General features: G+C 32.8%; 17 protein-coding genes. All 17 read left to right on the top strand.

Annotated features, from left to right (window positions below; all coding sequences use genetic code 11):
• The first annotated feature begins 52 nt into the window (after positions 1-52).
• The 17 genes from RH95_RS06170 to RH95_RS06090 all read left to right on the top strand — a co-directional run bounded on the left by RH95_RS06170 (position 53) and on the right by RH95_RS06090 (position 17,269).
• Positions 53-1,825, top strand: a complete 1,773-nt coding sequence (locus RH95_RS06170) for an S-layer homology domain-containing protein (RefSeq protein WP_010246120.1) — start codon at positions 53-55, stop codon at positions 1,823-1,825.
• A 343-nt stretch (positions 1,826-2,168) separates the two neighbouring features.
• On the top strand, positions 2,169-4,124 hold the full coding sequence (gene metG / locus RH95_RS06165; RefSeq protein ID WP_010246118.1) for a methionine--tRNA ligase: 1,956 nt from the start codon (positions 2,169-2,171) through the stop codon (positions 4,122-4,124).
• A gap of 8 nt (positions 4,125-4,132) precedes the next feature.
• Positions 4,133-4,897 (top strand): TatD family hydrolase, encoded by a 765-nt coding sequence (locus RH95_RS06160; RefSeq protein ID WP_010246115.1) that lies wholly within the window; start codon positions 4,133-4,135, stop codon positions 4,895-4,897.
• Positions 4,894-5,445 carry a ribonuclease M5 gene (gene rnmV / locus RH95_RS06155; protein ID WP_010246112.1) on the top strand — a complete coding sequence of 184 codons (552 nt, stop codon included), beginning with the start codon at positions 4,894-4,896 and terminating at the stop codon, positions 5,443-5,445. The genes RH95_RS06160 and rnmV overlap by 4 nt, the downstream gene beginning before the upstream one ends.
• A complete protein-coding gene (rsmA, locus tag RH95_RS06150; protein ID WP_026038601.1) occupies positions 5,438-6,289 on the top strand; it encodes a 16S rRNA (adenine(1518)-N(6)/adenine(1519)-N(6))-dimethyltransferase RsmA in 852 nt (283 codons plus the stop codon). The genes rnmV and rsmA overlap by 8 nt, the downstream gene beginning before the upstream one ends.
• Before the next feature lie 7 nt (positions 6,290-6,296).
• A complete protein-coding gene (locus tag RH95_RS06145) occupies positions 6,297-6,647 on the top strand; it encodes an ArsR/SmtB family transcription factor (protein WP_010246105.1) in 351 nt (116 codons plus the stop codon).
• 71 nt (positions 6,648-6,718) lie between these two features.
• Positions 6,719-6,946: a glutaredoxin family protein gene (locus RH95_RS06140; RefSeq protein WP_010246102.1), complete on the top strand. Its 228-nt coding sequence runs from the start codon at positions 6,719-6,721 to the stop codon at positions 6,944-6,946.
• A gap of 147 nt (positions 6,947-7,093) precedes the next feature.
• Positions 7,094-7,564 (top strand): manganese efflux pump MntP, encoded by a 471-nt coding sequence (locus RH95_RS06135; RefSeq protein WP_010246096.1) that lies wholly within the window; start codon positions 7,094-7,096, stop codon positions 7,562-7,564.
• Positions 7,565-8,127: 563 nt separating this feature from the next.
• Positions 8,128-8,445 carry an OadG family transporter subunit gene (locus RH95_RS06130; protein ID WP_010246093.1) on the top strand — a complete coding sequence of 106 codons (318 nt, stop codon included), beginning with the start codon at positions 8,128-8,130 and terminating at the stop codon, positions 8,443-8,445.
• A 46-nt stretch (positions 8,446-8,491) separates the two neighbouring features.
• On the top strand, positions 8,492-8,935 hold the full coding sequence (locus RH95_RS06125; RefSeq protein WP_010246090.1) for a biotin/lipoyl-containing protein: 444 nt from the start codon (positions 8,492-8,494) through the stop codon (positions 8,933-8,935).
• 15 nt (positions 8,936-8,950) lie between these two features.
• Complete coding sequence (locus RH95_RS06120; protein WP_010246087.1) at positions 8,951-10,087, top strand: sodium ion-translocating decarboxylase subunit beta; 1,137 nt, start codon at positions 8,951-8,953, stop codon at positions 10,085-10,087.
• 70 nt (positions 10,088-10,157) lie between these two features.
• Entirely contained in the window at positions 10,158-11,129 is a 972-nt protein-coding gene (gene gctA / locus RH95_RS06115) for a glutaconate CoA-transferase subunit A (protein WP_010246085.1), read from the top strand.
• Positions 11,129-11,926, top strand: a complete 798-nt coding sequence (gene gctB, locus RH95_RS06110; RefSeq protein WP_010246082.1) for a glutaconate CoA-transferase subunit B — start codon at positions 11,129-11,131, stop codon at positions 11,924-11,926. The genes gctA and gctB overlap by 1 nt, the downstream gene beginning before the upstream one ends.
• A gap of 11 nt (positions 11,927-11,937) precedes the next feature.
• On the top strand, positions 11,938-13,707 hold the full coding sequence (locus RH95_RS06105) for an acyl-CoA carboxylase subunit beta (protein WP_010246079.1): 1,770 nt from the start codon (positions 11,938-11,940) through the stop codon (positions 13,705-13,707).
• A 239-nt stretch (positions 13,708-13,946) separates the two neighbouring features.
• Positions 13,947-14,765: an acyl-CoA dehydratase activase gene (locus tag RH95_RS06100; protein ID WP_010246076.1), complete on the top strand. Its 819-nt coding sequence runs from the start codon at positions 13,947-13,949 to the stop codon at positions 14,763-14,765.
• Between the two features lie 20 nt (positions 14,766-14,785).
• Entirely contained in the window at positions 14,786-16,108 is a 1,323-nt protein-coding gene (locus tag RH95_RS06095; protein WP_010246073.1) for a 2-hydroxyacyl-CoA dehydratase subunit D, read from the top strand.
• 12 nt (positions 16,109-16,120) lie between these two features.
• A complete protein-coding gene (locus RH95_RS06090; protein ID WP_010246070.1) occupies positions 16,121-17,269 on the top strand; it encodes a 2-hydroxyacyl-CoA dehydratase subunit D in 1,149 nt (382 codons plus the stop codon).
• Positions 17,270-17,313 lie beyond the last annotated feature (44 nt).

The raw sequence follows: 17,313 nt of genomic DNA, 5'->3' as shown, positions 1-17,313 counted from the left end.
TAAACTCAATCATAGTATAAATTAATAATTAATTTTATTAGGGGGAATTTAAATGAAACCATATAGTAAGAAATATTTAGCACTTGCACTTGCAGGTGTGCTTGTGACGTCAATGCCAGCTTCTATTTTTGCATCAAGTGGAGATTTATTAAAAGAGGCACAAAATGAAAAGTACTATAATTCAAAAAATGATAAAGACGATGATGACGAAAAAACTACTGAAGCCGATAGAAATAGAAGTAGAGTAAGAGATACAAGAAAAACTCTTGAAAAAGGTAAGAGATATGACATTGAAGATATAATAGACTTTCCTAGTGGAGCTAGAGTAGTTGAAGGAGAAACATCATTTAAATACAATGAAACTGGAAAACAAACAGAATATGTTACAGTAAAATTTAAAGATGGTTCTAAAAAAGAAATAACACTCACTTTTGATGTAGAAAAGAAAAGTGGTCGTTACGACGATGTTGACATCTCAAATGTAAAATACAATGGAAGAGAAATCACAGGTAAGACAGAACCTTATGCAGATATTTATATCGAAAGAAGTAGAAAAGATGACAGACATATTGGTGAAGCAGATAGAAATGGACGTTTTTCAATAAAATATGATATTTCAAAAGATGAAATTGTTTATGTTTATGCAGAAAAAGATGGAGATAAATCTAAAAGAGTAAAAATTGCTGGAGAAGAAGACGATTATATTAAAGGATCTGAAGTTGAGGCAAATGGCCTTAGTATAATGGGAAAAACTTTGACAGGATTTATTCGAAACCATCCTTATGAAAATATAAAAGTTTATTATGATGGAGAACTTTATGGAACTTTTAGAACTGATAAAAATTCATATTTTTCAGTTAAATTGAGAGATGATATTTCAAAAAGTGATTTTGACGATTTAAAATTCTACAAAGATAAAAAGACAGCAGAAAATGATAAATTGACTATTACTGAAGCTAAAGAAGGACAAAAACTTGTAAAAGGTAAAGCAAATGCAAAAGATACAATTACTGTTTATGATGCAAGTAATAGAAAATTAGGTAGCATTGAAGTAAATAACTCTGGAGTATTTACAGTATTCTTAGATAGAGAATTAATTGCAGGAGAAACTATAAAAGTTGAAGCAAAGACAGATGATGACGATGTAGAAAAACTTGACTACAAAGTTACAAAAAAAGCTATTCAAGATGAAAGAGTAATTTCATATATCGAAGGCTACCCAGATGAAACATTTAAACCACAAAATAATGTAACTAGAGCAGAAGCGGCTCAAATGTTTGCTACACTTATAAATGGTGGAAGCGGATTTGGATTTGGGGACAAGACAAAATTCTCTGATGCAAATGATGAATGGTATTCCGCTGCAGTAAATTATGTTGTTGAAAAGAAACTTATAAGTGGCTATCCTAATGGAACATTTAAGCCAAATGAAAGCATTACAAGAGCAGAGTTTGCACAAATGATTTCTGGATATATTAAAACAGAAAAGACAAATAAATCTGATTTTAATGACATAAAAGATCACTGGGCAAAGGATGCAATTGACAAATTAAATGGAAACAAAAATGTTAGTGGTTACCCAGACGGAACATTTAAACCAAATGAAAAAATCACAAGAGCAGAAGCTGTTACAATTTTGAACTCTGTATTTGACAGAAATACAAATAAGGATTCACTTAAAGATATTAATGTTTCATCTTTGACAAAATTTAGCGATGTAAAAGAAGATTTTTGGGCTTATTACAATATCCTTGACGCATCAAATGCGCACAATAGAGAAAGAGCAAATTCAAATTCTGAAGTTGATGTTTGGGTAGAAAAATAAATAAAAGATTTTTGACAAAAATTTAAGAATATAAATAAAAAGTGCAAGTAGAAAAATTTCTGCCTGCACTTTTTTTAATAAAATGTTAAAAGAGAATAAGAAAACAGCTATAAAAAACAATTAATACAATACTATGATATTTTATTTAGATAATTAAATGTATAATGGATATGTCAAAAATCAATTGATTATTGCAAAAGGCGTTACAGACATTTCATGAAATTGATTTTATAGAGTAATTCAGTTATAATTATTTTAATAAATAATAGTAGAAACTTATCAGAATATTGACAGATTCTGCCAAGGCCTTATCCAAATGGATTAGGTTTTTTATGGAGGTTTTATGAATAAGAAGTTTTATATTACAACGCCAATATATTATCCAAGTGATAATCTTCATATTGGTCATACTTACTGCACTGTTGCAGTAGATTGCGTAAAAAGATTTAAAAAAATGCAAGGATATGATGTGTTTTTCACAACAGGAACTGATGAACACGGTCAAAAAATAGAAGAAAAAGCAAAAGAATTTGGTATGGAGCCAAAAGAATATGTTGATGGCATAGTTAAGAATATAAAAAAACTTTGGAAAATTATGGACATAGACTATGATGCTTTTATCAGATCAACTGATGAGGATCACGAAAAAAATGTTGCAGATATTTTTCAAAAACTATACGATAAAGGTGACATTTATAAAGGAGAGTATGAGGGTTATTATTGTACTCCTTGTGAATCTTTTTGGACAGAAGCACAACTAGGAGAGGGACACACTTGTCCTGATTGTGGAAGAAAAACAGAAATTACTCACGAAGAATCTTATTTCTTTAGATTATCAAAGTACAAAGATAGACTTTTAAAATATTACGAAGATCATTCAGAGTTTATTGAACCTGCCTTTAGAAAAAATGAAATGATAAAAAGCTTTTTTGAAGATAAAGATGGATTAAGTGACCTTTCTGTTTCTAGATCAAGTTTTGATTGGGGAGTAAAAGTTCCCTTTGATGAAAAACATGTTATATATGTTTGGATAGATGCATTATCCTGTTACTTAACTGCAATTGGATATGGAAAGGACAAAGAACATTTTAATAAATTTTGGCCAGCAAATGTTCACTTCGTAGGAAAAGAAATTATTAGATTTCATGTAATTATTTGGCCTGCAATTCTGATGGCACTAGATCTTCCTCTTCCTGATAAAATTTTTGGACATGGTTGGATTTTATTTGATAATGACAAGATGAGTAAATCAAAGGGAAATGTAGTTTATCCAGAGCCAATTATAAAACTTTATGGAGTAGATGCTTTAAAATATTTTCTACTTCGTGAATTTTCTTTTGGTTCAGATGGTTCTTTTAATATAGAAAAATTCATGCAGAGATTAAATTCTGACCTTGCAAATGACCTTGGGAATTTACTTTCAAGAACAGTTTCCATGATTGGAAAATACAATGATGGAATAATTGAAGATAAAGGTGTCAGAGAAGAAGTAGATGATGATTTAGAAAATCTTGCAGTTTCTTTAATAGATGAAGTTGAATCTGCTATGGAACATTACGAATTTTCTGTAGCTCTTGAATCAATTTGGAGATTGATAAGAAGGACAAATAAATATGTTGATGAAACTGAACCTTGGAAGCTTGCTAAAGAAGAAGATAAAAAGGATAGACTTAATACGGTTTTATATAATTTGAGCGAAAGTCTTAGAATTGTATCTGTTTTAATCCATCCTTTTATCAAAGATACTTCACTTAAAATAAGAGAACAACTTGGCATAAATTCAGAAATAAACTTAGATGATGCAAGAGTTTTTGGTCTTATAGAAGATGGAACTAAGGTAAACAAAGGCGAAGTTATTTTCCCAAGACTTGACATAGAAAAGGAAATTGAAAAGTTTAATGAAGAAAATACTGCTCTTATAAAATCTAGAACAAATATAAATGCCAAAAAAGATACAGAAGAAGACATAAAAAAAGAAGTAGACATTGAAGATTTTGCAAAACTTGATATTAGAGTTGCAGAAATAATTGACGTAGAGGATCATCCAAATGCAGATAAACTTTATGTTTTAAAATTAAAAGTTGGCGATATAAATAGACAAATTGTATCTGGAATAAAAGAGTATTACAATAAAGAGGAATTAATTGGAAGAAGAGTTTTAATTATTGTAAATTTAAAACCAATTAATTTAAGAGGAGTTGAATCCAATGGAATGCTCCTTGCTGCCATAGATGATAAAGGAGATATATCCCTTGCATCAACTTTATCTGATATTAATTCAGGTGCAAAAATTAGTTAGGAGATAATATGATAGATTCTCATGTACATCTCGATGACGAAGCTTTTGATGAAGATAGAGATGAACTTATAAAAAATTTAAATGAAAATGGAATAGAAATTGTAGTAAATAATTCTTCAGATCTTAGTTCTTCAGAAAATTCTGTAAAACTTGCCAATAAGTATGAAAATATTTATGCTTCTATTGGAGTGCATCCTCATGAAGCGGAAAGCTATAATGACGATGTGGAAAAAAAACTTATTGAACTTTCAAAAAATAAAAAAGTTGTGGCAATAGGAGAGATTGGTCTAGATTATTACTACGATAATTCTCCCAGAGATATTCAAAGAGAAGTTTTTAAAAAACAAATTGCTCTTGCAGCGAAACTCAAAAAAAATATTGTGATTCACTCTCGTGATGCTTCAGAAGAAACTTTCGAGATTTTAAAAGAAGCTCATGAAAAATATGAATTCGTAGCACTTATCCATTGCTTTTCCCAATCTGTGGAGATGATGGAGAAGTATTTAAAGATGGGCGATTATATTGCCCTTGGAGGGGCTGTTACTTTTAAAAATTCAAAAACTCCAAAAGAAGTGGCAAAAAAGGTGGACCTTGAAAGACTTCTTTTAGAAACTGACTGTCCTTATATGACGCCAGTTCCATATAGGGGCAAGAGAAATGAACCTAAATATGTGAAATTCACTTGCAACTATATAGCAGACCTAAGACAGATAGAAAGTTCTGAGTTAGAAAAAATTACGGCGGCGAATACTAAGAGGTTCTTTGGGATATGAAAAAAGTAATTAAAGAGGTTATTGTAGCAGAGGGCCGTGATGATGAAATTCAAATAAAAAAAGCTGTTGATGCAGAAGTCATCACGACTCATGGATTTGGTTTTGGGAACAAATTAATTAATTTGTTAAAGGAGATTAATGAAAAAAGAGGAATAATAATTTTCACAGATTCTGACTATATGGGTTCACAAATAAGAAAGAGAATTGCAAAAGAAATCCCAAGTGCAAAACACGCTTATCTCTCCCAAAGTGTGTCGACAAAAGATGGAGATATTGGTGTAGAGAATGCAAGCCCAGAAGAAATTTTAAAGGCATTAGAATCGGCAAGAGCTACAAGTACTAATATGAACCAAGAATACACAATGAAAGATTTAATAGAAAATAATTTAATTAATTCTCCTGAATCAAGATATAGGAGAGAAAAACTTTCAGATATTTTAAAAATAGGATATGGAAATGGGAAAAAAACTCTTCACAAATTAAACTCCTTTGGGATTACTAGGGAGGAATTTGAAAAAGCCATGAAGGAAGTGAATTCTAATAGATAGATTATATAAACCAAAAAAGCTTTCAGAAGTTTTATCTAAATATGGATTTAGATTTACAAAGTCATTGGGACAAAATTTTTTAATAGATGGGAACATAGTTAGGAAAATTGCAGATGCTGCCGAAATAGATGAAGAGGACAATGTCATAGAGATTGGGCCAGGAGTGGGAACTCTAACAGAAGAACTTGCTCTTCGTGCCAAAAAAGTTGTGGCAATTGAAATTGATGAAAAATTAAGGGAACTGCATAAAGAAACTTTAGCACTAGAAAACGTAAAAGTTATTTATGGGGATTTTCTAGATATAGATTTAAAAGTACTTACTGAAAAAGAATTTGGGGATGAAAGCTTTAAAGTTGTAGCTAACCTCCCTTATTATGTCACTACACCTATTATTGAAAAGCTAGTTTTATCTAATACAAACTTAATTTCAATAACAGTTATGGTTCAAAAAGAAGTTGCAAAAAGACTTTCAGCAGGGCCTGGTGGTAAAGATTATGGATCTTTATCTGTTTTTATAAATTATTACACAGATTGCAAATATAGATTTCAAGTTCCAAGATCTGTATTTATGCCAAAGCCCAATGTAGATTCGGCAGTTTTAAGTTTAAAAATGAAAGATAGAGAAGAAGTTGATACGGATTTTTTATTTAAAGTAGTTCGTGCAGCTTTTACAACAAGGAGAAAGACAATTTTAAATTCTCTTTCCAATTCAAAATTAAATTACACAAAAGACGAAATAAAAAAAGCACTTGAACTAAGCGGCGTAGATGAGAGAAGAAGGGCAGAAACGCTTGATCTCAGGGAATTTATTGTCTTGAGTGTAAATTTTAAAAGCGTGGGGTAAATAAAAAATGAAGGAAAAATATATAGACGAAGTTTCGAAGAATGTTGAAGAAGACATATTAAGTTTTAACGAAAAAGAAAAGTTAATAGATTTGATTTCACAAATATTTAAAGCATTATCAGATCCAACTAGGATAAAAATAATCTATGCGTTGATGAAGGGACCACTTTGCGTTTCCGACATTTCAGTTTTGCTTGATATGAGTCAATCTTCAATATCGCATCAACTTGCATTACTTAGAAGCCAAAGCTTAATAAAGGTCAAGAGAAGGGGAAGACGTGCATATTATTCTCTTGACGATGAACATGTTCTTTCCATATTTAAAGATGGATTGGAACATGCAGAACATAAAATATAATAAAAATATTAAATTATTTGATTTAAATTCAAATATTAGAGTATAATAAGTTAATATAAGGAGGAATAAGAATGAGTAAAGTAACAGTTTATACAAGCAACACTTGCCCATATTGCACAATGGCAAAGGATTATTTAAAGGAAAAAGAAGTAGACTTTGAAGAAAAAAATGTGCAAACAGACAAAGAAGCTAGAAACGAACTTATGGCAATGGGTTACACAGGAGTTCCAGTAATCTGTGTAGATGACGAACAAATTGTTGGCTTTGATAAAAATAGATTAGATGAATTATTAAAATAATTTAAATTTTAGAATAGATGCCTTGAGCATCTATTTTTTTGGGAGTGAAGATGTGGATTTGGTATCAGTAATTTTAATTGGAGTTGGATTGTCCATGGATGCCTTTGCAGCTGCTATTTGCAAAGGTCTTTCAATTAAAAAAATTTTTTGGAAAAATCTTTTATAATAGCGCTATTTTTTGGAATATTTCAAGGATTAATGCCTTATATTGGTTATCTTTTGGGTTCTCTATTTGCAGAAAAGTTGCAATCAATAGATCACTGGATAGCTTTTGTTCTCTTATTTATAATAGGATCTAATATGATAAGAGAATCAAAAGACAAAACTTGTGAAATAGAAGATGATAAATTAGATATAAAAAACTTATTAATGCTTTCTATTGCAACATCAATTGATGCCCTTGCTGTTGGAATTTCATTTGCTTTTTTAAATATAAATATTGGAACAGCAGTTTTTATAATAGGAATTACAACTTTTTTAATTTCATTTATTGGAGTAAGAGTAGGTAGAGTTTTTGGCGTTGCCTTAAAGGATAAAGCAGAAATAGTTGGTGGATTAATTTTAATTTTTCTTGGGACAAAAATATTAGTTGAGCATCTCGGTCTTTTAGCTATTTAAAAAATTATATAAAATTTAGAACTCTCCAGATTATATATAATCTTTTGCCATTTGTATAGTAAAGAGCTTATATATAATTTGGAGAGTTTTTTCTAAAAGTTACTAAAATAAAATTGGAAAAATTTTAAAATCTAAATTATTATTACAAGTGAACTCATTCATTATATATAAGGATAAAAGCGCAAATCGAGTCGAAAAACATATTCCAAAAATATAAATTTAGAAAAAATTAATTTTAAAAATATGAAAAAATTTTACTTTCATTTAGTCAAAGATTTTGCCTCAAAAATATATTTTTTTTGAAAAATTAATAATAATGCTATCTTCTTTTAACAAATGTAATTTTTAGTTAAGAATTTTCACTATTTGTATTTTTATACAAATAAAACAAAAAGGCTTTCCTTTATTTTACTGTAATTTTCATGTATAATTAATTTGCAAAAGATTTAGATTAATTAATCATACATATAGATTTTAATTGAATTAATTTTAGGTCTTTGTTATAATGTTCTTAAAAGTTGGAATGGATTCCACAATATGAAACCACATTGGGAGGTGTGATAATGCTAGGAGATGTAAATCTTACCATGGGAGAAGCCTTAGGGGTAGCCTTGACTGGTTTTTGTGTAGTTTTCTTAGCTTTGATAGCTTTACTAATTGCAATAATTTTAATTAGTAAAATAGTTAATGCTATTGAAGGGAAATCCGCATCAGGAAAGTCTAACGATAAAAAGGCACCTGCACCAGTAGCAAAAAAAGCTGCTCCAGTTGATAATTCTATGGATCCCGCACTTTTAGCGGCGATAGTTGGAGCAATCAGCATGCAAGAAAAATCAAGAGTTGAAAGTTTTAGAATTGTTTCTATAACTGAAAAGAAGTAAAATTAAAATTTGAAATTATTCTATTATTTATACAAAGGAGAAATTAATGAAATATCAAGTTAAAGTAGATGGAAAAGTTTTTGAAGTAGAAGTTGAAAAAGTTGGCGGAGGATATCAATCTCTTACTCCTGGATCACTTACGGCAGCACCACAAGCACCGCAAGCACCAGTAGCACAACCACAAGCTCAACAAGTAACACCTGCACCAGCACCAGCGGCTCCTGCAGAACCAGCACCAGCACCTGTAGCTCCAGCAGCAGCACCAGCCGCATCAGGTGGAAGTGGAGATGTAGTTGCACCAATGCCAGGAACTGTTTTAAAAGTTAATGTCAATAGTGGAGATACAGTAGCATCAGGGGATGTAATTCTTATTCTTGAAGCTATGAAGATGGAAAACGAAATCGTAGCTCCATGTGCAGGTAAAGTTACACTTAATGTAAAAGCGGGAGAAACAGTAGATACTGACGCATTACTTGCAAGTGTAGAATAATTAGGAGGTCGAAACATGTTAAAAGAAACATTACAGGGGATACTCGCCGAATCAGGGTTTGCAGCCTTGCAATGGCAAAATGTCGTAATGTTTATCGTATCCTTTATTCTAATTTATTTAGCAATAAAGAAAGAATACGAACCACTATTACTTCTTCCTATTGCATTTGGTATGCTTCTTAGAAATCTACCATTAACAGGCTTAATGGACGTGGCAGATCCTTGGCAAAGTTCAGGTGTTCTTGCCATTATGTATAATGGGGTTAAGTCAAACTTATTTCCATGTTTAATTTTTATGGGCGTTGGTACAATGACTGACTTTGGACCACTTATTGCAAATCCAATTTCATTGATACTTGGATCAGCAGCTCAATTTGGTATATATGTTGCATTTTTAGTTGCGATAAAATTGGGCTTCACAGGATCAGAAGCTGCATCAATTGGTATTATTGGTGGGGCGGATGGGCCAACAGCTATATTTACAACATCACAACTTGCACCACATTTACTAGCACCAATAGCAGTAGCAGCTTATTCATATATGGCACTTATTCCAATGATTCAACCGCCAATTATGAAGGCACTTACTACTGAAAAAGAAAGAACTACAGTTATGAGTTCTTTGAGAAAAGTATCTAAATTAGAAAAAGTTATTTTCCCAATTGTTGTAGTAACTTTTACATCACTACTTCTTCCAGATGTAGCACCACTTCTTGGTATGCTAATGCTTGGAAATTTATTTAAAGAATCAGGAGTAGTTAATAGATTGTCAGACACTGCACAAAATGCGTTAATGAATATTGTAACAATTATGCTAGGAACAACAGTAGGAGCCACAGCTGATGGAACAACTTTCCTACAATTATCAACACTTAAGATTATTGCTCTTGGTTTAATTGCATTTTGTTTCGCAACAGCAGCAGGTGTACTTTTTGGAAAAATTTTATACGCAGCAACAGGTGGAAAGATAAATCCACTTATTGGTTCAGCTGGTGTTTCAGCAGTACCAATGGCAGCACGTGTATCACAAGTTGAAGGTAGAAAATATAACTCTACTAACTTCTTACTAATGCACGCAATGGGCCCTAATGTTGCGGGAGTTATTGGATCAGCCGTAGCAGCAGGTGTATTCTTAATACTATTTGGTCATTAATATATTCAGCTCCATTGTGGGCTGAATATTTATGTAATTCAAGTTATATGTTTATAAAGGAGGTTTTAACTTGAGTAAAGTAATGGAACTTAAAGACGCCATAGCAAAATATGTAGAAGATGGCGATGTAATTTCACTAGGTGGATTTACAACTAACAGAAAGCCTTACGCAGCAGTAAATGAAATTTTGCGTCAAGGACAAAAAGATTTTATCGTTGAAGCAGGCCCTGCAGGAGGCGACTGGGATACATTAATAGGAGCTGGCAGAGTAAAAGCATATATTAACTGTTATACTGCTAATTCAGGATATACAAATGTTTCAAGAAGATTTAGAGCAGCAGTTGAAAAGGGAGAACTTCTTATGGAAGACTACTCTCAAGATGTTGAAATGCAAAGAATTCATGCAGCTGCACTAGGACTTCCATATTTACCTGTTAGACTAATGATGGGTTCAAGTTTAGTGGACGAATGGGGAATATCTAAAGAAGATAGACAAAAAGTTGATAAACTTCCAAATGATAAATTTATATATGTAGAAAACCCATTCAAAGAAGGAGAAAAACTTGTTGCAGCACCAGTTCCTGAAATTGATACTGCAATTATTCACGTACAAATGGCTTCTCCAGATGGAACTACAAGAATTCTTGGAAACACATTCCACGATGTTGACATTGCCATAGCAGCTAAAAAAGTTATCGTTACTTGCGAAGAACTTGTAAGTGATGAATACATTAAAAACTACGATGCAGCTGACAATAAAATTCCTGGTTTTTGTGTTGACGCAGTAGTTCATGCACCATTTGGAGCTCACCCTTCACAATGTTATGATTATTATGATTATGATGCAGACTTCTACAAAATGTATAATGTAGAATCTAAAACAGAAGAAAACTTTAATGCATTCTTAGACGAATGGGTATACGGAGTTAAAGATCATGAAGAATATCTTAACAAACTTGGTGCAACAAGATTAATTGGTCTTAAGAATGTTCCAGGATTTGGTTATTCAACAGATGCACTAAAGAAGGGAGAAGATAGATAATGGCTAGATATGATAATTATACAAATAAAGAAATGCAAGCAGTTACAATTGCTAGACAAATTAAAGATGGTCAAATAGCAATTGTAGGAACAGGATTACCACTAATTGGTGCTTCTCTTGCAAAAGCAGTTTATGCTCCTAATTGTTACCTAATCGTTGAATCAGGACTTATGGATTGTGATCCAATAGAAGTTCCAAGATCAGTTGGTGACAACAGATTTATGGCACACTGTGGAGTTCACTGGACAAACGCAACTTATGTTGGATTCCAAGCAAATGAATGGAAACATGACAAGAAGAGAATGATTGCATTTATCGGTGGAGCTCAAATTGACCCTTATGGAAATGTTAACTCAACTGTAATTGGTGATTATCACCATCCTAAAACTAGATTTACGGGATCAGGTGGAGCTAATGGTATTGCAACTTATGTAAATACAATTATTATGATGCAACATGAAAAGAGAAGATTTATGGACAAAATTGACTATGTAACTTCTCCAGGTTGGATTGATGGTCCTGGTGGAAGAACTAGAGTTGGTATTCCTGAAAATGTTGGACCACAAATGGTTGTAACTGACAAGGGTATATTAAAGTTTGATGAAGAAACTAAGAGAATGTATCTTGCAGGATATTATCCTTCTTCATCTCCAGAAGATGTAATAGAAAACACAGGATTTGACATTGATGTATCTCGTGCAGTTGAACTTGAAGAACCAGATGAAGATGTAATCAAATTAATAAGAGAAGAAATAGATCCAGGCGAAGCTTTCATTAAAAGACCTGTTGAAGAATAAGAGGAGGATTTATGGGCCAATACTCACTTGCTTCATATTTTCAAAATATGAAGACAATTGGAAATCCATTAAAAGCAGTTGACGAAAATAACTTTAATGAATTAAGAGAAGTTGAAGAAGAAATAAGAGAATTTGCTGAGAAAGCTCTTGCTGCCGGCAAACCAGATGAAAAAGTAAATGAACGTGGAGAAATGACAGCTCTTCAAAGAATTGCTGAACTTATCGACGAAGGTACTTGGTGCCCACTAAATACAATTTATAACCCTGGTGACAATGATCACGGAACAACTGGTGTTGTTAAGGGACTTGCAAAAGTTGACGACAGATGGGTTTACATCGTTGCATCAGATAACAAGAAACTTGCAGGCGCATGGATTGCAGGACAAGCTGATGACCTTCTAAGAGCATCAGATACAGCTGAAAGACTTAGAATTCCACTAGTATATATACTAAACTGTTCAGGTGTAAAACTTGATGAACAAGAAAAAGTATATCCAAACAGACGTGGTGGCGGTACTCCATTCTACAGAAACTCAAGACTTAACCAATGTGGAGTTCCTGTAATTGTTGGCATCTATGGTACTAACCCAGCTGGTGGTGGATACCACTCAATTTCACCTACAATTATAATTGCACATAAAGATGCAAACATGGCTGTTGGTGGAGCTGGAATCCTTGGCGGTATGAATCCTAAGGGATATATAGATGAAGAAGGAGCAAATCAAATAGCAGATCAAACTGCTAACGCTAAGAAAACTACTCCTCCGGGATCAGTTGGAGTTCACTTTGCTCAAACTGGTTTCATGAGAGAATGTTATGTTGAAGAAGAAGGCGTACTTGAAGGTATTAGAAAATATCTTTCTATGCTTCCAAAATTTGATAGAGAATTCTTTAGAGTAGACGATCCAAAGAATCCACTATATGATCCTAACGACATGTATTCTTTAATTCCACTTAATGGTAAAAAAGCTTACGATGTTTATGACGTAATTGCAAGACTTTTTGACGGTTCAGAATTTATGGAATACAAAAAGGGTTATGGTAGAGAAATGGTAACTGGTCTTGCTAAAGTTAACGGACTTTTAGTTGGTGTTGTAGCTAACGTTCAAGGTCTATTAATGGGCTATCCAGAATACTACAATGATCCAAAACACATCTCAATTGGTGGTAAACTTTATAGACAAGGTCTTATAAAGATGAATGAATTCGTAACACTTTGTGCTAGAGATAGACTTCCTATAGTATGGTTACAAGATACTACTGGTATCGACGTTGGTGACGATGCTGAAAAGGCAGAATTACTAGGACTTGGTCAATCACTTATTTATTCAATCCAAAACTCTGATCTTCCACAAATGGAAATTACAATGAGAAAAGGTACTGCAGCAGCTCACTATGTACTTGGTGGACCTCAAGGTAATGACACTAACGCATTCTCACTTGGAACTGCAGCAACTGAAATCAACGTAATGAACGGAGAAACAGCAGCTACTGCAATGTACTCTAGAAGACTTGCAAAAGATAAAAAGGCTGGCAAAGATCTTCAACCTACTATTGACAAGATGAACGATTTGATTCAAGATTATGCAGAAAAATCAAAACCATTCTCTTGTGCTAAGTATGGACTTGTAGATGAAATAATAAACATGAACTTATGGAGAAACTATATTATTGCTTTTACAGAAAGTGCATATCAAGATCCAAAGTCAATTTGTCCGGTTCATCAAATGCTTACACCAAGAATAATTAGAGATTACGACAGATTAAATAATATTAAATAATATTAAATATATGACAATTTATTGGATAATCTTACAAGGATTATCCAATATTTTTGTATATGTACTCTGAGGTTACCATAAGTAAAAAATAACAACAAATATATATAAATAGTAAAGCCTAAAATCTCTTGAAGCCTTGTATATTCTTGTTTTAAGGGTTATGTCTTTTGACAAAGGTACATAATTATAGTAGAATTAAATACAGTAAGATATTAATATTAAAATAAAGAGGAGATTGTATGGCAGAAGCTATTTATACAATGGGGGTTGATATTGGTTCAACTGCCTCAAAAAGTATTATTTTAAAAGATGGCAAGGAAATTATTTCTACTTCTGTTATTGATGTTGGTGCAGGGACGAGTGGTCCTTCTAGGACAATTACTAAAACACTTGAAAAGGCAAACATGAAAAGAGAAGATATTTCCTATGTAATGGCAACAGGATATGGGAGAAATGCACTCCCTGGAGCAGATTTTCAAATGTCTGAACTTTCCTGTCACGCCAAAGGTGCTTATTTCTTATTTCCAAATGTTAGCACAATAATTGATATTGGTGGACAGGATGCAAAGGCTCTTAAAATAGGAGATAATGGAATGCTTGAAAATTTCGTAATGAATGACAAATGTGCTGCTGGTACTGGAAGATTCTTAGATGTTATTGCTAGAGTACTTGAAGTTGACATCTCTGAACTTGAAGAATTAGATGCGAAATCTACAAAAGATGTAAATATTTCTTCTACTTGTACAGTTTTTGCTGAATCAGAAGTTATTTCACAGCTTGCAAGTGGAGCAAAAATAGAAGATATAGTAAAGGGCATTCATGACTCCATTGCTGCAAGAGTTGGCTCTCTTGCAAAAAGAGTGGGATTAAATGATGATATTGTATTTACAGGTGGAGTTGCCTTAAACAAGGGCATGATAAGAGCTCTCGAAGAAAATACTGGACACAAGATCCACACTTCACCTTTATGTCAACTAAATGGTGCTCTTGGAGCAGCACTATTTGGATATCAAAAATGTAAATTGGAAAAATTAAAAGATAAAAAGGCTAATGCATAATTTATTTTAGGAGGTAAACTATGGCTGATAAAATTCAAAAAATACCAGGTAAAAAACCAAGACCAATCGAAGGAAATATTCCTGCAGCTCAAGCTCTAAGAAATGTAGTAGATAGAGTTTATGGAGCAGCATGGGATGCAAAAAAAAGAGGAGAATTAGTTGGATGGTCATCATCTAAGTTCCCAATTGAGTTAGCTAAAGCTTTTGGACTTCACGCAGTATATCCAGAAAATCATGCAGCAACAACAGCAGCTAAAAAAGACGGACTTAGACTTTGTCAAACAGCTGAAGACATGGGATATGACAATGATATCTGTGGTTATGCAAGAATTTCACTTGCTTATGCAGCAGGGGAACCTACTGACTCAAGAAAGATGCCACAACCAGATTTTGTACTTTGTTGTAACAACATCTGTAACATGATGACAAAATGGTATGAAAATATTGCAAGAATGCATGACATTCCAATGATCATGATAGATATTCCTTTCCAAAATACTGTTGATGTACCTGAAGAAAAAGTTGATTACTTAATGGGACAATTCGAATATGCTATTCACCAACTTGAAAAATTAACTGGAAAGAAATTTGATGAATCTAAATTTGAAGAAGCTTGTAAGATTGCAAATAGAACTGCAGCAGCATGGCTTAAAGCTTGTTCTTACATGGCTTATGAACCATCTCCACTTTCTGGATTTGATCTATTTAACCACATGGCAGACATTGTAGCTGCAAGGTGTGAAATTGATGCAGCAGAAGGATTTGAACTTTTAGCAGCAGAGTATGAACAATCTGTTAGAGAAGGTACTTCTACTTGGGAATATCCAGAAGAACATAGAATTCTATTTGAAGGAATTCCTTGCTGGCCAGGTCTAAGACACTTGTTCGAACCATTAAAACAAAATGGAGTAAACGTAACAGCAGTAGTATATGCACCTGCTTTCGGATTCCAATATACAACTGTAAGAGAAATGGCAGCAGCTTATTGTAAAGCTCCTTGTTCAGTATGTATTGAAGATGGTGTTGAATGGAGAGAAACAATGGCAAAAGAAAATGGTGTTTCTGGAGCACTTGTTAACTACAATAGATCATGTAAACCATGGTCAGGGGCAATGCCTGAAATCGAAAGAAGATGGAGAGAAGATCTTGACATCCCAGTAGTTCACTTTGACGGTGACCAAGCTGATGAAAGAAACTTCTCTGAAGAACAATACAAGACTAGAGTCCAAGGTTTAGTAGAAATTATGAACGAAAGAAAAGCAGATAGAATCGCTAAAGGCGAAGAAGTTTACACTAATTTCGAAAACACTAAAGAAACAGACTGGTCTAAGACTACAATTTAATAGAGGTGCAAAATGACTGATATACAAAATTTATTAAAAGAATTTAAAAATATAGCAGAAAGTCCAAGAGAACAACTTGACAAATATCTTGCAGAAGGTAAAAAAGCAGTTGGAGTATTCCCTTATTATGCACCTGAAGAAATTATTTATGCAGGTGGACTTGTTCCAATAGGAATATGGGGAGGACAAGGTCCAATAGATAAAGCTAAAGAATATTTCCCAACATTTTATTATTCACTAGCACTAAGATGTTTAGAAATGGGACTTGATGGAAGTCTTGACGGACTTAGTGCGTCAATGTTAACTACACTTGATGACACATTAAGACCACTTTCTCAAAACTACAAAGTTTCTGTGGGAAGAAAAATTCCAATGGTATTCTTGAACCATGCACAACACAGAAAAGAAGACTTTGGTAAAACTTACAATGCAAAAATCTTTAAACAAGCAGCAGAAAGGCTTGAAGAAATTTGTGGTGTAGAAATTACTGATGAAAATTTAAAGAAAGCTTTCGAAGTTTACAATGAAAACAGAGCTTTAAAGAGAGAGTTCATTAAATTATGCGGAGATTATTCAGAAACCATAAAAGCATCTGACAGATGTTATGTATTAAAATCTTCATATTATATGCTAAAAGATGAACACAACAAGATGCTTAAAGAACTAATTGAAGCTCTAAAAGCTATGCCAAAAGAAGAATGCAAGGGACCAAGAGTTGTTACATCTGGTATAATTACAGATAACCCAGCACTTCTTGAAGTTCTTGACAAATTTAACATTTGCGTAGTTGCAGATGATGTTGCAAGTGAATCAAGAGGACTAAAAGTTGATGTTGATACTTCAATTGAAGATCCATATATGGCTCTTGCAGATCAATTTGCAAGAATGGACGAAGATCCAATTCTTTACGATCCAGATATTTGGAAAAGACCAAAATATGTTGTTGACTTAGCAGTAAATAACGATGCAGATGGATGTCTATTGTTTATGATGACTTTTAATGACACAGAAGAAATGGAATATCCATCACTTAAAAAAGCTTACGAAAAAGCTGGTATTCCACTAATCAAAATGGGTTACGATCAACAAATGACTGACTTTGGTCAAGTTAAAACTCAACTTGAAACATTTAGTGAAATGGTAGAACTTAATAGAAACTGATTAAATAAAATTTAATTTAGATAGAGATCTCAATTGCGAAAGTA

Source organism: Peptoniphilus rhinitidis 1-13, assembly GCF_000246925.1.
Classification (GTDB): domain Bacteria; phylum Bacillota; class Clostridia; order Tissierellales; family Peptoniphilaceae; genus Peptoniphilus_A; species Peptoniphilus_A lacydonensis.
The sequence above is the reverse complement of the archived record's forward strand: the minus strand, read 5'-3'. Positions and strand labels throughout refer to the sequence as shown.

Coding starts and splice junctions, on each gene's coding strand:
- RH95_RS06170 (WP_010246120.1), top strand. CDS start 53: ATGAAACCATATAGTAAGAAATATTTAGCACTTGCACTTGCAGGTGTG.
- metG (WP_010246118.1), top strand. CDS start 2,169: ATGAATAAGAAGTTTTATATTACAACGCCAATATATTATCCAAGTGAT.
- RH95_RS06160 (WP_010246115.1), top strand. CDS start 4,133: ATGATAGATTCTCATGTACATCTCGATGACGAAGCTTTTGATGAAGAT.
- rnmV (WP_010246112.1), top strand. CDS start 4,894: ATGAAAAAAGTAATTAAAGAGGTTATTGTAGCAGAGGGCCGTGATGAT.
- RH95_RS06145 (WP_010246105.1), top strand. CDS start 6,297: ATGAAGGAAAAATATATAGACGAAGTTTCGAAGAATGTTGAAGAAGAC.
- RH95_RS06140 (WP_010246102.1), top strand. CDS start 6,719: ATGAGTAAAGTAACAGTTTATACAAGCAACACTTGCCCATATTGCACA.
- RH95_RS06130 (WP_010246093.1), top strand. CDS start 8,128: ATGCTAGGAGATGTAAATCTTACCATGGGAGAAGCCTTAGGGGTAGCC.
- RH95_RS06125 (WP_010246090.1), top strand. CDS start 8,492: ATGAAATATCAAGTTAAAGTAGATGGAAAAGTTTTTGAAGTAGAAGTT.
- RH95_RS06120 (WP_010246087.1), top strand. CDS start 8,951: ATGTTAAAAGAAACATTACAGGGGATACTCGCCGAATCAGGGTTTGCA.
- gctB (WP_010246082.1), top strand. CDS start 11,129: ATGGCTAGATATGATAATTATACAAATAAAGAAATGCAAGCAGTTACA.
- RH95_RS06105 (WP_010246079.1), top strand. CDS start 11,938: ATGGGCCAATACTCACTTGCTTCATATTTTCAAAATATGAAGACAATT.
- RH95_RS06100 (WP_010246076.1), top strand. CDS start 13,947: ATGGCAGAAGCTATTTATACAATGGGGGTTGATATTGGTTCAACTGCC.
- RH95_RS06095 (WP_010246073.1), top strand. CDS start 14,786: ATGGCTGATAAAATTCAAAAAATACCAGGTAAAAAACCAAGACCAATC.
- RH95_RS06090 (WP_010246070.1), top strand. CDS start 16,121: ATGACTGATATACAAAATTTATTAAAAGAATTTAAAAATATAGCAGAA.